This is a genomic window from Serratia sp. T13T92 (assembly GCF_047530105.1).
Taxonomy (GTDB): Bacteria; Pseudomonadota; Gammaproteobacteria; order Enterobacterales; family Enterobacteriaceae; genus Chania; species Chania fonticola.
This window is the reverse complement of record NZ_JBLJAK010000047.1, coordinates 1-15,568: the sequence shown is the minus strand read 5'-3', so window position 1 is coordinate 15,568 and position 15,568 is coordinate 1. Positions and strand designations below refer to the sequence as shown.

The 15,568-nt window shown below is 55.4% G+C and carries 13 protein-coding genes; 7 read left to right on the top strand and 6 right to left on the bottom strand.

Annotated features, from left to right (window positions below; translation table 11 throughout):
- Nucleotides 1–14: 14 nt before the first annotated feature.
- Both ttrS and ttrR read left to right on the top strand, forming a co-directional pair.
- Nucleotides 15–1,754, top strand: coding sequence for a tetrathionate respiration histidine kinase TtrS (gene ttrS / locus ACMV5I_RS25185; RefSeq protein WP_414825533.1), 1,740 nt, complete (start codon nt 15–17; stop codon nt 1,752–1,754).
- A complete protein-coding gene (ttrR, locus tag ACMV5I_RS25180) occupies nt 1,729–2,343 on the top strand; it encodes a tetrathionate respiration response regulator TtrR (RefSeq protein WP_121606032.1) in 615 nt (204 codons plus the stop codon). The genes ttrS and ttrR overlap by 26 nt, the downstream gene beginning before the upstream one ends.
- Before the next feature lie 56 nt (nt 2,344–2,399).
- On the opposite strand, the gene secF is transcribed toward ttrR, so the two are convergent.
- The 5 genes from secF to queA form a co-directional block, all read right to left on the bottom strand.
- Entirely contained in the window at nt 2,400–3,368 is a 969-nt protein-coding gene (gene secF / locus ACMV5I_RS25175) for a protein translocase subunit SecF (protein WP_024483920.1), read from the bottom strand.
- A 10-nt stretch (nt 3,369–3,378) separates the two neighbouring features.
- On the bottom strand, nt 3,379–5,226 hold the full coding sequence (gene secD / locus ACMV5I_RS25170) for a protein translocase subunit SecD (RefSeq protein ID WP_024483919.1): 1,848 nt from the start codon (nt 5,224–5,226) through the stop codon (nt 3,379–3,381).
- 25 nt (nt 5,227–5,251) lie between these two features.
- Entirely contained in the window at nt 5,252–5,584 is a 333-nt protein-coding gene (gene yajC, locus ACMV5I_RS25165) for a preprotein translocase subunit YajC (RefSeq protein WP_021180200.1), read from the bottom strand.
- 33 nt (nt 5,585–5,617) lie between these two features.
- The gene (gene tgt, locus ACMV5I_RS25160; protein ID WP_021805505.1) at nt 5,618–6,742 is read right to left on the bottom strand and encodes a tRNA guanosine(34) transglycosylase Tgt; all 1,125 of its coding nucleotides are present in this window, start codon (nt 6,740–6,742) and stop codon (nt 5,618–5,620) included.
- A gap of 72 nt (nt 6,743–6,814) precedes the next feature.
- Entirely contained in the window at nt 6,815–7,885 is a 1,071-nt protein-coding gene (gene queA, locus ACMV5I_RS25155) for a tRNA preQ1(34) S-adenosylmethionine ribosyltransferase-isomerase QueA (protein WP_021805506.1), read from the bottom strand.
- A gap of 117 nt (nt 7,886–8,002) precedes the next feature.
- Between queA and ACMV5I_RS25150 the strand changes: the two genes are divergently transcribed.
- The 3 genes from ACMV5I_RS25150 to ggt all read left to right on the top strand — a co-directional run bounded on the left by ACMV5I_RS25150 (nt 8,003) and on the right by ggt (nt 11,407).
- The gene (locus ACMV5I_RS25150; RefSeq protein WP_121608916.1) at nt 8,003–8,584 is read left to right on the top strand and encodes an ACP phosphodiesterase; all 582 of its coding nucleotides are present in this window, start codon (nt 8,003–8,005) and stop codon (nt 8,582–8,584) included.
- A gap of 230 nt (nt 8,585–8,814) precedes the next feature.
- On the top strand, nt 8,815–9,417 hold the full coding sequence (locus ACMV5I_RS25145; protein ID WP_121608915.1) for a peroxiredoxin C: 603 nt from the start codon (nt 8,815–8,817) through the stop codon (nt 9,415–9,417).
- 226 nt (nt 9,418–9,643) lie between these two features.
- A complete protein-coding gene (gene ggt / locus ACMV5I_RS25140; RefSeq protein WP_414825525.1) occupies nt 9,644–11,407 on the top strand; it encodes a gamma-glutamyltransferase in 1,764 nt (587 codons plus the stop codon).
- A 71-nt stretch (nt 11,408–11,478) separates the two neighbouring features.
- Here ggt and malZ read toward each other — a convergent pair whose 3' ends face one another.
- Nucleotides 11,479–13,308 carry a maltodextrin glucosidase gene (gene malZ / locus ACMV5I_RS25135; RefSeq protein ID WP_414825524.1) on the bottom strand — a complete coding sequence of 610 codons (1,830 nt, stop codon included), beginning with the start codon at nt 13,306–13,308 and terminating at the stop codon, nt 11,479–11,481.
- Nucleotides 13,309–13,546: 238 nt separating this feature from the next.
- Here malZ and ACMV5I_RS25130 point away from each other — a divergent pair, with 238 nt between their 5' ends.
- Together ACMV5I_RS25130 and ACMV5I_RS25125 are read left to right on the top strand one after the other, a co-directional pair.
- The gene (locus ACMV5I_RS25130) at nt 13,547–14,812 is read left to right on the top strand and encodes a mechanosensitive ion channel family protein (protein WP_024483913.1); all 1,266 of its coding nucleotides are present in this window, start codon (nt 13,547–13,549) and stop codon (nt 14,810–14,812) included.
- A 133-nt stretch (nt 14,813–14,945) separates the two neighbouring features.
- Nucleotides 14,946–15,221 carry a hypothetical protein gene (locus tag ACMV5I_RS25125; RefSeq protein WP_121608912.1) on the top strand — a complete coding sequence of 92 codons (276 nt, stop codon included), beginning with the start codon at nt 14,946–14,948 and terminating at the stop codon, nt 15,219–15,221.
- Nucleotides 15,222–15,568: the final 347 nt, after the last annotated feature.

Sequence of the window (15,568 nt, the reverse complement as noted above, 5' to 3'; positions counted from 1 at the left end):
AAAAAGCAGTACTGATGATCTTGCTATGCGGCTGGTTAAGCCCTGCCTTGGCAGGGCAATGGACCATCGCCGTGCTGGCATTACGCGGTGATACACATGCCCTGGCCCAATGGCAGCCGTTAATTAACCATCTCAATCGTCAGTTCCCAGACGAAAGCTTTCAACTGTTGCCGCTGAACCTGGCCGATATGGGGGAAGCCGTCAGCAACGGCCAGGTCGATTTTCTGCTTACCAATCCGGCGCAGTATATTCAGTTGGACAATAGTTACCCGTTACGCTGGTTGGTCTCCTTACGCTCCAGCCAAAATCAGCAGAACGCCTCAAACAACGTGATAGGCAGCGTGGTATTGGTACGCCGCGATAGCCCAGTGACCAAGGCTAATCAGCTCACTGGTAAAAAAGTGGGCGCGGTCTCCCCTGACGCGTTTGGCGGCTATCTGCTGGGCTATAAGGAGCTGCTGGCCGCCGGCATACATCCGGAAAAAGATCTGCAACTGCACTTCAGCGGCTATCCCGTGGACGCCCTGCTTTATCTGCTGCGCGATCGGGCGCTGGATGCGGCCATAGTGCCGGTTTGCCTGTTGGAAGAGATGGAGAAAGAGGGATTACTCAAAGCCGATGATTACCGTGCCCTGCTGGCCAAACCCAGCACACAGCCCTGCCTGACCAGCAGCGTGCTTTATCCCAACTGGTCGTTTGCCGCCTTGAACCACGTGCCCGATCCCCTGGTCGATGAGCTGACCCGCCAACTGTTGCAAGTGGATACCCCAGGTCTCCCTGCCTGGGGCGCTCCCGCCTCATCCCGCCAGGTAGATCAATTGCTGCGCGATCTGGATCGCCATCCTGCACAGCGTTCACTCTGGCAAGAGATACACAGTTGGGGATTGCAACATCTGCTCCTGCTTGGCACGATCGCCGGAGGCATGTTACTGCTTGGCGCTAACCATCTGTGGATCGGCCACCTGGTACGCCTGCGTGGGCGCGAGCTAGAACAAATGCATCTGACGCTGCGGGCCAGAGAAGCAGCGCTAGCCCGGGCGCAACGCCTCAGCACCCTGGGGGAAATGGCTTCCGGCTTTGCTCACGAACTTAACCAGCCACTGGCGGCGATTCGTCACTACGCCGAAGGTTGCCGTATTCGCCTTGAGCGCAGCGATCCGCAGCACGAGCTGTTGCCAATTCTCGGACAGATCGGCCAACAGGCACAGCGAGGGGCAGAAACCATCGTCAATCTGCGCCAATGGGTTAGTAAAACGCCGCACCATGAAAGCGCGCAATGGCTAACGCTGCGCCCCCTGGTGGAAAACGTCATCAAGCTGATGCGCATCGAACAGCATTACCCGCAGTGCCGGCTGGCCATCATTATTGCCCCGAAAAGCCAGTTGTATAGCCAGTCCACGCTGTTGGAGCAGGTGCTCACCAACTTGTTAAGCAACAGCCTGCAGGCCGGTTCCCAACAGATCACCCTGCGGCTGGAAACCGATGGCGATCGGCAGACGCTAATACTGGAAGACGATGGCGGCGGCCTCAGCGTCGAACAGTTAGCACAGCCGTTCGTGCCTTTTCGCAGCACTAAATCGGAAGGACTTGGCCTGGGGCTGGTGATCTGCCAGCGGCTGCTAAGGAGCCAGCAGGGGGAACTGACGCTGGAAAATTATTCGATATCGCCACAACGGCAGGGGCTACGCGTTACCCTGCTCTTCCCTGGGATCAAAAAGGAAACACGCCATGGCGCTGATACATCTGGTCGATGACGATCTGGCAGTCACCGACGCCAGCCGCTTTTTACTCGAAGGGCTGGACTATCGGGTGAAGATCTGGAACGACAGCCAAAACTTTATCGAACAAGTCGACCCTTACCAATGCGGCGTCGTGATGCTGGATATTCGCATGCCAGGGATCGATGGGCAGCAAATCCATCAGCGGCTACGCGAGCGGGAAAGTACGCTGGCGGTGGTGATCGTAACCGGTCATGGCGATATCGCTATGGCGGTAGCAGAGATGAAATTGGGGGCGTTGGATTTCCTGCAAAAGCCGATTGCTACCGCACCGCTGATCGCCGCGTTGGAACGCGGGATCGCCCATTCTCAACGCCAAGTGGAGCGCTACCAGTTGCAGCAGCGTTTCAGTACGCTGACCTCACGCGAGCGTGATATCGCCAGCGGCGTTGCCGCCGGTATGACCAACAAGGCCATCGCCGATCGTTACTTCGTCGCCGTACGCACCGTAGAGGTACACCGTTCTAAAGTGATGGAGAAGATGCAGGCCACCAGCCTGGCGGAGTTGGTGAGTTCGCTGAACCTGCTGGCGGCACAGGAGCAAAAAAAATGCCGGTCAGCGTAAACTGACCGGCATCTGGTTCAGACGGTGCGTGGCTTATTCAGTCGCACACCGGGCAATCACGGCAGGATCGAAGGCTGATCGGCGCCCTCTTTCTCCACTTTCTGCTGCAGCATGTGTTCGCGTTTCATACCCAGTTTCAACGCCAGCGCAGAGGCGACGTAGATAGAGGATATGGTACCGATAGACACACCGATCAGCATGGTCAGTGAGAAGCCCTGCAGCATCGCGCCGCCGAAGATGTACAGCATCAGAACCACCATCAACGTCGTGGCGGAGGTCATGATGGTACGGCTCAGCGTCTGCGTCAGCGAGACGTTCATGATTTCATAAGGCGTACCGCGACGTATCTTGCGGAAGTTCTCACGAATACGGTCAGATACCACGATACTGTCGTTCAGCGAGTAACCGATCACCGACATCAAGGATGCCACGATGGTCAGGTCAATCTCGATATGGAACAACGACAGCACACCCATGGTGATGACCACGTCGTGCGCCAGGGCGATAACGGCCCCCGCGGCCAAACGCCATTCAAAACGGAAGCCCACGTAAATCAGGATACAGATCAACGCCACCAGCAGCGCCATGCCGCCGGTTTGTGCCAGTTCTGCCCCTACGCTCGGGCCAACGAATTCAATACGCTTGACGGACGCATTCTTATCGACTGATTCGTTGATCACGCCAATAACTTTGTTACCCAGTTCCTGGCCTGCAGTACCGACCGCCGGTGGCATACGCACCATCACGTCACGGCTGCTGCCAAAGTTCTGGATAATCGGGTCCTGGAACCCGGCTTTTTCCAACGTATCGCGCATCAGGTCCAGATTCGCGGGTTGTTCCAGGGTAATTTCAATCACCGTACCACCGGTGAAATCCAGACCCCAGTTAAACCCACGCACGGACATGGTGGCGATCGACGCTACCAACAGCACCAAAGAGATGCCGAAGGCCACGTAATCCCAGCGCATAAAGTCATAGACTTTACGGCCGTAGTTGAGTTGTTCAACAGTATAATCCTGTGCCACAACGCACTCCTCAGATAGACAGCTTGTTAATGCGCTTGCCGCCGTAAAGCAGGTTGACGATGGCACGGGTACCGACAATCGCGGTGAACATGGACGTCGCCACACCGATTGCGGTGGTAATTGCAAAGCCCTTGATCGAACCGGTACCGACTGCGTACAGAATGATCGCGGTGATCAACGTCGTGACGTTGGCATCAACGATACTGGAGAACGCGCCTTTATAGCCCTCATGGATCGCCTGCTGAATGGATCGTCCATTCTTCAGTTCCTCCTTGATACGTTCGTTTATCAGTACGTTGGCGTCAACCGCCACCGCCAGCGTCAGCACGATCCCGGCAATCCCCGGCATGGTTAGCGTCGCCCCTGGTAGCAGAGACATTACGCCAACGATCAGCACCAGGTTAGCCATCAGCGCGGTAGAAGCGATCAGGCCAAACTTGCGATACCAGACCACCATAAAGACGATCGAAGCCACCAGGCCCCACAGGCAAGCTTCCAGACCCTGGGTGATGTTCTGTTGCCCCAAGGTTGGACCAATGGTCCGCTCTTCCACAATCTGGATAGGCGCAATCAACGCACCGGCACGCAGCAGCAGCGACAGCTGACGTGCTTCGTTCGGGTTACTGATACCGGTGATACGGAAGCTGTTACCCAGACGTGACTGAATGTTCGCCACGTTGATCACTTCTTCCTGCTTCACCAGCACGGAACGGCCGTTGGCATCTTTCTTACCGCTGTCTTTATACTCCACGAACAGCGTTGCCATTGGCTTGCCAATGCTGTCTTTGGTGAAGTTGGACATGGCAGTACCACCAGCGCTGTCCAGCGAGATATTGACCTGCGGCTGGTTGTACTCATCGGTGCTGGAGGTGGAGTCTGTAATGTGGTCACCGGTCAGGATCACACGCTTGTACAGCACAACCGGTTGGCCTTCACGGGTGTATTTCACCTCGGAGTCACCCGGCACACGGCCATTGGCCGCAGCGGTCGCATCCGCGTTGGTATTCACCAAACGGAATTCCAGCGTAGCGGTCGCACCCAAAATTTCTTTGGCGCGCGCCGTATCCTGGATACCTGGCAACTCAACGACGATACGATCGGCACCCTGGCGCTGTACCAACGGTTCGGCAACGCCGAGCTGGTTGACACGATTACGCAGGATGGTGATGTTCTGCTGCACCGCATACTCACGTGCTTCGCTCAGGCGAGCGTCGGTCATCGTTGCTTTCAGGGTGTTGCTGCCGTTGGCAGAAAGCACCAGATCGCGCTGACGTGGCGTCATGTAGCTGATGGCCTGGTCGCGAGCGGCGTTGTCACGGAAGCGAACTTCCACGCCGTTGTTGTCCAACTTGCGGATCGCAGCGTAAGGAATGCCCTTTTCACGCAGCTCGCTGCGCAGGGTATCCATAGTTTGTTCTTGCAACTTGCTCAGCGCGGTGTCCATGTCGACTTCCATCAGGAAGTGCACACCACCACGTAAATCCAGACCCAGCTTCATCGGCTCGGCGTTGAGCATCGCCAGCCAGGCAGGCGTTGCCGGGGCGAGGTTCAATGCGACGACATATTTGTCACCCAGTTCAGCCATCAAGACTTCACGGGCGCGCAGCTGAACGTCAGGATCTTTAAAGCGAGCCAGGATGGCACCGTTTTCCAGCGCAATCGACTTGCTCGCAATATTGTCTTTTTCTAATACAGTACGGACTTGGTCCAGCGTAGTTTCACTGGCGGCGACTCCGCGCGCGCCAGTGATCTGTACGGCCGGATCCTCTCCGTAAATGTTGGGAAGCGCATATAGCAGTCCGACGAGGATCACTACGATCAGCATCAGATACTTCCACAGAGGATAACGGTTTAGCACGGCAGTTCCCTTAGGGAAAACAAAATTACAGGGCCTTCATAGTACCTTTCGGCAGAACGGCCGCCACGAAGTCACGCTTGATCATCACTTCCGTGGTGTCATTCAGCGCGATGGCAATAATACCGGTATCTGCCACTTTAGTGACACGGCCAATCAGGCCACCGGTGGTCAACACTTCATCACCCTTGCCGATGGAGTCCATCAGTTTTTTGTGCTCTTTAGCACGTTTCTGCTGTGGGCGCAGGATCATGAAATAGAAGATCAGACCAAACACCACCAGCATAATGATCAAAGAGTACGGGCTACCCTGAGACGGAGCCCCTGCTGCTGCCACTGCATCGGAAATGAAAAAGCTCATTAAAATTCCCTCATTAAATTTTCAATTATTAATTCAAGCGTTTAAAGGTGGTATCGGTTTGCCGATCCGACCATAAAAATCCGCCACAAACAGCTCTAATTTACCCTCTTCAATGGCCTGGCGTAAACCCGCCATCAAACGTTGGTAATAGCGCAAGTTATGGATGGTGTTCAATCGGGCACCGAGAATCTCGTTGCAGCGATCGAGATGATGCAAATAGGCACGACTATAATGGCGACAAGTATAGCAATCGCACTCACTGTCCAGCGTGGAAGTATCATCCTTGTGCTTGGCATTACGGATTTTTACCACACCGTCCGTCACGAACAAATGGCCGTTACGGGCATTACGCGTTGGCATCACGCAGTCGAACATGTCGATGCCGCGACGCACGCCTTCAACCAGATCTTCCGGCTTGCCAACCCCCATCAGATAGCGTGGCTTATCTTCTGGAATCTGTGGGCAAACGTGTTCAAGAATGCGATGCATATCCTCTTTTGGCTCACCTACCGCCAAACCGCCCACAGCGTAACCATCAAAGCCGATCTCCACCAGCCCTTTTACCGATACATCACGTAAATCTTCGTAAACACCGCCTTGGATAATACCGAATAACGCATTGTTGTTATTCAGTTCATCAAAACGCTGGCGGCTGCGCTGCGCCCAACGCAGAGACATTTCCATCGAACGCTTGGCATAGTCCCAATCCGCCGGGTAAGGCGTACATTCGTCGAAAATCATCACGATGTCAGACCCCAGATCGTACTGGATCTCCATCGATTTTTCCGGGCTGAGGAACACTTTATCGCCGTTGATCGGGTTACGGAAATAAACGCCTTCCTCTTTAATCTTGCGCATTGCCCCCAGGCTGAACACCTGGAAACCACCAGAGTCGGTCAGGATCGGCCCGTGCCACTGCATAAAGTCATGCAGATCGCCGTGCAGCTTCATGATCTCCTGCCCTGGGCGCAGCCACAGATGGAAGGTGTTACCCAACAGGATCTGCGCACCGGTATCTTTCACTTCTTCCGGCGTCATGCCTTTGACCGTGCCATAGGTGCCCACCGGCATAAAGGCCGGGGTTTCCACTACGCCACGCTCAAAGACCAGGCGGCCGCGACGAGCACGGCCATCGGTTGTCTGTAATTCGTACTTCACAAAACCTCCAGCGTCAGAGATACAGTCTGACGTGATTAAAACAGGGCCACGCAGTGTGCGTAACCCGGGAATTTATTCCCCGACGGATTCGCTTTCCGCCAGTGGATTACGGCTGATAAACATCGCATCGCCGTAGCTGAAGAAACGGTACTGCTCGGCCACTGCCTGATGATAGGCGTTCATGGTGTTTTTATAGCCAGCAAACGCCGAGACCAGCATGATCAGAGTGGATTCCGGCAGGTGGAAGTTGGTTACCAGCGCATCGATCACCTGATAGTGATATCCCGGATAGATAAAGATGCTGGTGTCGCCGAAGAAAGGCGCAATCAGCGCATCCTGGCAGGCATTGGCCGCGCTTTCCAGCGAACGTACCGAAGTGGTGCCCACGGCAACCACCCTTTTGCCCCGCGCCTTACAGGCTAATACCGCATCCACCACATCCTGCGGCACTTCGGCGTATTCCGCATGCATCACATGCTCTTCAATAGTTTCTACCCGCACTGGCTGGAAGGTACCAGCGCCAACGTGCAAGGTGACAAACGCCATCTCAATGCCCTTGGCGCGCAGCGCAGCCAACAGCGGCTCATCAAAATGCAGGCCCGCTGTCGGGGCCGCTACGGCACCCGGCTTTTCGCTGTAGACGGTCTGATACAACTCGCGGTCGGCGTCTTCATCCGGGCGATCGATATACGGCGGCAGTGGCATATGGCCCACCGCGTTGAGGATGGTGAACACGTCACGATCGTCGTTAAAGCGCAGTTCAAACAGCGTGTCATGGCGTGCGACCATGGTGGCGGCAATGCTTTCGTCATCGCCCAGCAGCAGTTCGGTGCCCGGCTTGGGGGATTTGGAAGCACGTACATGGGCCAGCACCCGATGATCGTCCAACACCCGCTCGACCAACACTTCTATCTTGCCGCCGCTGACCTTGCGGCCAAACAGGCGCGCAGGGATCACGCGGGTATTGTTGAACACCAGCAGATCGCCCGCTTCCAGGTTATCCAGCAGATCGGTGAACACGCCGTGCGTCAGGCCTCCGCTTGGCCCGTCCAGCTGCAGCAAACGGCAACCGCTGCGCTCAGGCTGTGGATAGCGGGCAATCAAAGACTCGGGGAGCTCAAAAGAAAAATCGGCGACGCGCATGGGTATTCACTTCTTCAGCTAGCTAATTGGGAAAAAACAGGCGGTACAGTCTAAAGCCGCGGGCGACAAGCAGCAAGGAATAAGGAGGAATTGCATGACTTGGGTTATAGTTGGCAGATGAATTTTCTCGCTCATCTCCATTTGGCCCAGCTTGCGGAAAGCTCGCTGCTTGGCAACCTGCTCGCCGATTTCGTGCGCGGCAACCCCGCAGGTGATTACGATCCGGCGGTAGTGGCTGGCATCATGATGCATCGGCGCGTCGATGTTTTGACCGATATCCAGCCGGAAGTCAAAGCCTGCCGCGACTATTTCAGCCCGCAATTTCGCCGCGTCGCCCCCATTACGCTCGACGTGGTCTGGGATCACTTTCTGGCTCGCCACTGGCAACAGCTTGAGCCAACCTGCAGCTTGCACTCCTTCACCCAGCAGGCTCGCAGCCTGATTGTGCCGCATCTGCCGCAGACGCCGCAGCGTTTCCAGAACCTGAACAGCTATCTTTGGCCCGAACGCTGGCTGGAGCGTTACGCCGAGCTGCCGTTTATCGGCGATGTATTGGCAGGCATGGCTAGCCGCCGCCCGCGGCTGGCCGCATTGGCTGGCTCCTTTGCCGACGTGGAACGCCAGTATCATCAGCTTGAAACACAGTTCTGGCAGTTTTATCCCCGTATGATGGAACAGGCCAGAAACAAGTCATTGTGATCGCCGGATAAAAAGCCCTATTACTCATTCAGTTAACGGAATGTGGCTTTTTGTCCTTGCCCTTTTGTACGAAAAGGTTATTTTGAAAGACTGCTAGATTTATTCTCTCGGTTTGATAGGTGGAAGCTATCTCATTGATTGGTCTTTCACCCTTCCCTCACCGAGTGGTGGCCCTTATACTGGCCCCTGCTTTTACATCAACCCATTGAACTACTATTACAGGAGTAATTATGGTCCTGGTAACTCGTCAAGCCCCTGACTTCACCGCTGCAGCCGTTTTAGGCAATGGCGAAATCGTAGAAAACTTCAACCTGAAGAAGCACCTGAATGGCAAACCAGCCGTACTGTTCTTCTGGCCGATGGACTTCACCTTCGTATGTCCTTCTGAGCTGATCGCTTTCGATCACCGCTATGAAGAGTTCCAGAAGCGCGGCGTTGAAGTTGTAGGCGTTTCCTTCGACTCAGAATTCGTCCATAACGCATGGCGTAAAACCCCTGTCGACAAAGGCGGCATCGGTGAAGTGAAATACGCAATGGTTGCTGACGTTAAGCGCGAAATTCAGAAAGCTTACGGCATCGAACACCCAGACGCGGGCGTTGCCCTGCGTGGTTCTTTCCTGATCGACAAGAACGGCGTTGTACGTTCTCAGATCGTGAACGACCTGCCAATCGGCCGTAACATCGACGAAATGATCCGTACCGTTGACGCGCTGCAATTCCACGAAGAGCACGGCGAAGTGTGCCCAGCTCAGTGGGAAAAAGGCAAAGCAGGTATGGGCGCATCTCCAGACGGCGTAGCTAAATACCTGTCTGAGAACGCTTCCAAGCTGTAATTTCAGCCTGTAAGTGTCAGAACCGGTCAGCCCTGCTGGCCGGTTTTTTTATGCCCAAAATCGGTGCAACCGCCCCCCTTCAGTGCAATATTCCCCTGTTTCGCTTCACATTTTTCACTCTGCCGACCGCCGCATTGCCTATTCGTAGCTACGCTTCATAGGTTGGCCTGCGCTTTGCAGCACCTGCGGGACAAATAAAAACACAGGGATCAACACAGGAGTCGTTATGTTTTTGCAAAAATGGAGTCAACCGCTGACCTTGGCAGCCTTGCTGGTCAGCAGCCAGCTGTATGCTGCCTCAAACCCGGCGGTGGAAGCGCAAAATGGCATGGTGGTCACCTCGCAGCATCTGGCCTCACAGGTCGGCGTAGATATTCTCAAGATAGGGGGCAACGCGGTGGATGCGGCGGTCGCGGTCGGCTATGCCCAAGCGGTGGTTAACCCCTGCTGCGGCAATATCGGCGGTGGCGGTTTCATGACCCTGCACCTGGCCGATGGCACCGATACCTTTATCAACTTCCGTGAAACCGCTCCGGCGGCAGCCAGTGCCGATATGTATCTGGATGCGCAAGGCAAGGTGAAAAAAGACGCCAGCCTATATGGTTATCTGGCCTCTGGTGTGCCAGGAACGGTGCTGGGGATGGAGACGGCGCGTAAAAAGTACGGCAAGCTGAGCCGCGAACAGGTGATGGAACCGGCCATCAGGCTGGCCCGTGAGGGCTTTATCCTGACGCGGGCCGATACCGATATTCTCGACACCACCGTCGCACGCTTCAAGCAAGACCCGGAGTCGGCCAAAATCTTCCTGCGTAAAGACGGTTCTGCGCTGCAACCGGGCGATCGTCTGGTGCAAACCGACTTGGCTAACACGCTGGAAGCCATCGCCAAAGAAGGTCCCTCCGCATTCTATCAGGGCAAAATCCCACAGGCGGTTGAAGCCGCCGCCAAACAGGGGGGAGGCATCCTCACCGCCGCCGATTTCGCCAACTACAAAGTGACCGAGGCTACGCCGATCACCTGTAGCTATCGCGGTTATAAATTCGTCTCTGCGCCACCACCTAGCTCCGGTGGCGTCACGCTGTGCGAGATCCTCAATATCGTTGAGGGCTACGATCTGAAAAGCATGGGCTTTAACTCGGCCGCGACGATCCACACCATGACCGAGGCGATGCGCCATGCCTATATGGACCGCAATACCTATCTCGGCGACCCCGAGTTTATCAAGAATCCGATCGATCGGCTGGTGAGCAAAAGCTACGCCGATGAGATCCGTAAGAAAATCGTCGCCAATCAGGCTACGCCTTCTGTCAATGTACAACCGGGGATGGAGCCGCACGAAAAGCCGGAAACCACCCATTATTCGATCGTCGATCATGAAGGGAATGCGGTGTCGACCACCTATACCGTCAATGGCCGTTTTGGCGCCGTGGTGATCGCACCGGGCACCGGCTTCTTCCTCAACGATGAAATGGATGATTTTACCGTCAAGGTCGGTGAGAAGAACCTCTATGGCCTGGTGCAGGGAACGGCCAACGCCATCGCCCCCGGTAAGCGCCCACTATCCTCCATGAGCCCTACGCTGGTGACCAAAGACAACAAAATCTTTATGGTGCTCGGCTCGCCAGGCGGTTCACGCATCATTACCATCACGCTGCAAACCGCGCTGAACGTGATCGATCATGGCATGGCCCCGCAGGAAGCAGTGGATGCCCCGAGGATCCATCATCAATGGTTGCCGGATGAGGTCTATTACGAACAGCGCGGTGTCTCTGCCGATACGCTGAAAATCCTCAAGGAGATGGGCTACAAGATGGTTGAGCAAACCCCTTGGGGCGCTGCGGAACTGATTCTGGTGGGATTACCGGGTGCAGCGGGTGTCAGCCCGGCCAACTCGGGTAACGACTCTGCCGTTTCTGGACGCGTACGTGAAGGCTACCTGTACGGAGCCAACGACGTACGCCGCCCGGCAGGATCTGCTGTAGGGTATTAGACAAACGTCACCGACTCACACTGTAGGGGCGCAGCATGGCGCCCCTACCTATTCAGCAACATTGCCGGGCATCACCCACGTAACTGCCACACGCTGGCCGACTCGGCCGCTAGCTGCAACCGCAGGCCACCTTCCTGTGCAACCCGTTCGCCTTCCCCTTCCCCTTCCACAAGCTGCCATTTCCCCTCTCGCAACAGCGGGCTATAAGGCAGTTCGACCTCTCCACTACCGCTGCGCTGCAACGCCACCAGTACCTGCTCCCGCTGGTAAGTACGCACAAACACCAGCGTTTCCCCCTGCGCATACAGCACCTGGCAGCCGCCACGGCGTAGCGCCTTGCTCTGCTTACGCAGTGCCGTCAGGCGGCTGAACAAGGCCAACAATGGCCGATCCCATTGGCTTTCGTCCCAAGGGAACGTCTTGCGGCAGAAGGGATCGTTGCCGCCATCCAGACCAATCTCATCGCCGTAATACAGGCAAGGTACGCCAATCCACGCCAGCAGCCACACCGCCGCCATCTGCATCCGGCGCGGATTGTTATCCAGCAAGGTCAAGAAACGCGCCGTGTCGTGGCTATCTAACTGATTGAACTGGATCAGTTGGCGGTTATGGGGCAATCCGGCCCGGTAACCGTCCATCCAGTGCGCACAGTCTGCCGCATCCAGCAGTACCGGATGATAAGCCACGTCGACACCCGCCAGAAACGCCCGCACCGGCAGGGCAAAACCCATATAGTTCATGGCCGCGTCTTCAACTCCGGCATGCAGCCAGCGGCGCGCGTCGCCAAAATGTTCACCCAGCACATAGGCATCTGGGTTCTCTTGCTTGATTGCCTGATACATTCCGGCCAGGTGATGCAGGTTCCCTGCTGCACCGCCGTTTTCCCCCAGCATATGCACCACGTCCAAGCGCCAGCCGTCGATGCTGTACGGTGGGCGTAACCAATGGCGTACCACGCTGTTGTCCGCCCGATAAATGGTATCGACCACCTGCGGTTCGGCAAAGTTGAGCTTGGGCAGATTGGTATTGCCCTTCCAGCTCAGCACGTTACCGTCTGGATAGAAATTGAACCAGCCACGATACGGGGAATCGGGATGATGGCACGCGCCCCCCTCTGCCTGTTGATAACGATCGAACCACGGATGGGAGTCGCCGGTATGGTTAAATACGCCGTCCAGCACCAGTTTCATTCCCACCTTGTGAGTGCTTACTCGCAAACGCAGCAAGGCGTCGTTACCACCAAAGTAGGGATCAACCTGATAGTAATCTTCGGTATCGTACTTATGGACGCTGGGTGAGGTGAAAATCGGGTTCAGATACAGGGCGGTGACGCCAAGCTGCTGCAAGTAGGGCAGCTTCTCGCTGATGCCGTCCAGATCGCCACCATAGAAAGTCGAAGCAGCGTGCTCATCCTCAAGCGGATGTTGCCAGTCACGACGTATCACATCACTTCCGGCAGCATGATGGTGATAACTGCCATTCTGGATGCCATGCTCCCCACCGCTGCTGGCAAAGCGATCGGGGAAAATCTGATAAAACACCTGATCGGCCACCCAACCTGGGCTGCTATCTGGCTCATCCACGGCAAACTGAGCCAACTGCCCCGGCGGGGTCAGCGACCAGCCCTGCGGGCCAAACCACTGCTGACGATCGGCCCACAGCAGTTTAAAACAGTAGCGCCGTACCGGTTCCCCTTCGTGCAGCGTCAGACTGGCCTGATAGCGCCACAGCCCCTCTACTGCCTTCGGCTTCATGATCAGCAACCACTCTTCATTGTCCGGCTCGACGCGTAGAAAAACCTGTTCAGGCAACTCATCACTTTGTAACCACAAAGCGATCTCCAGACGCTGCCCCTTATTCACCACGAAAGGTGGAACCGGCTGATGCCAGGCATTTAGCATGAATTTTCTCCTGATGTAGCAAACCAAATCGACGACGAATGCAATGCCACGCACCATGCCACGTTGAGCACCGTTCTCCCTCCTCTTTCAATGATAAACTCGGGGATGAGCCGAGGGGTGGAGATGCTGATTTACAATGTAAAAGTGGGTAAACAGACACATATCATGCCCGATAACCTTTAGGCTAACGGGTTTTAGATTTATTGGATGTTTTTTAAGTACTTTGGAGGGAGCGAGCATGCAACAACAAATAAGGCAATGGCTGGAAAGTATTGGGCTGGAATTCACCGACATGATGTCACTGGCAATGGTGCTTGGGCTGATTGCACTGATTTCCGTGGTGATCCATCTGGTGCTGCACCGCGTGGTGCTGACGGCTATCCAGCGCCGTGGCCAGCATTCACAACGTCTCTGGCAGCAGGCTATCACCCAACATAAACTCTTCCAGCGTGCCGCCCTACTGCTGCAAGGGGTGATCATCAACGTGCAGGCGGTACTGTGGCTGCATAATGGCAGCCAGACTCAGGCAATTATCGTTACGGCGGCACAGGTGTGGATCCTGTTATTCTCCCTGCTGACGTTGTTCTCACTGCTCGACACGCTGTTGACTCTGATGCGCCAAAGCCCGCTTGCCAATCAGCTCCCGCTGCGTGGCATCTTCCAGGGGGTGAAACTGGTCGCCGCCATTTTCATCGGCATCATGATCATCTCACTGCTGATGGGCCGTTCACCGCTGCTGTTACTCAGCGGTTTGGGTGCCATGACGGCCGTCTTGATGTTGGTGTTTAAAGATCCCATTCTCGGCCTGGTCGCCGGGATCCAGCTTTCCGCCAACGATATGTTGAAAATCGGCGACTGGCTAGAGATGCCTAAATACGGTGCCGACGGCGCGGTCACCGATATCGGCCTGACCACGGTCAAGGTCAGAAACTGGGACAACACCGTCACCACCATTCCCACCTACGCGCTGATCTCAGATTCGTTCAAGAACTGGCGTTCAATGTCTGAATCCGGTGGCCGCCGCATCAAGCGCAGCATCAATATCGACACCACCAGCGTCCACTTCCTGACGTCAGAGGAGCAAGAACGCCTCAACCGCAACCCACTGTTGCAACGCTATCTGAACGATAAAACCCAGGAGCTGGGTAAGTACAATCAGCAAAGCGAGGTGGATCTCAGTTCGCCGCTCAACGGCCGCCGCCTGACTAACGTGGGTACTTTGCGCGCCTATCTGGTGGCTTATTTACGTTCGCACCCGGGGATCCACCAGAATATGACGCTGATGGTGCGCCAATTGGCCCCAACGCCGGAAGGGTTACCGCTGGAGATTTACGCCTTTACCAACACCACGGTGTGGGCAGAGTACGAAGGAATTCAATCGGATATCTTCGATCATCTGCTGGCGGTGATCGGTGAATTCGATCTGCGCATCCATCAGACTCCAAGCAGCAACGACATGCGCAGCATGCTGGCAAACCTGCAGCCCGCGCCCAACAATCCCTAACGTAACCTGACGAAATTATTTCTGTTGGTAATTATCTTCAACCGATTGCCAACAGATATCTCCTCTGACTTTCTTTCTGCCGCCGAATGGCTATTAATACGCACACGCCATTTTATCGTTCGGAGCAGGCATCTTGTTAACATCGTCAAAACACCGTCTGATCACCCTGTTGGCCACGCTGATGTTTGCTGGCTATCTGCACAGCGCCACGCTGGATGAAAGCCAGATGAGCCGCACATTGCAACCGGCACTCAGCGCCTTGAGCAGCAGTATGATGGATATTCGTGAAGTGCTGGCACGCTGCTCTAGAGAAGGGAAGGAAGAACGGTTATGCGAAAGCAACCTGGTGATGGAGGCCAGAGCCGCCGGTGATGGCGATACTGAAGAGGAAAACACACTAATACGATAGTGAGGAGTGCTGGCTTCAATATTACGCCCCTCACCCTAACCCTCACCCACAGGGAGAGGGGACCGATCGAGTGGGCCTGAAAATACGGTGGTGCACCTTGGATGAGAAGACTCGCTGATTTTTCTGCGTAATGCCTTTACTCCCCACTTTCCGAAGCAACACCAACCAAGTGCTCCGGGCAGCCCCCTCTCCCTGTGCTGTCTCTTATACACATCTCAAGTTGCGGTCAAATGGCCGTAATTTGAGAAACATAGCAGGCTGATTTTAAAGAGAATTTTTCCGAGTGCCCTATTGATTCGCTTGAAATAATTCCCATAAAAAACAGTAAGATGCCGAGTTGTGTATAA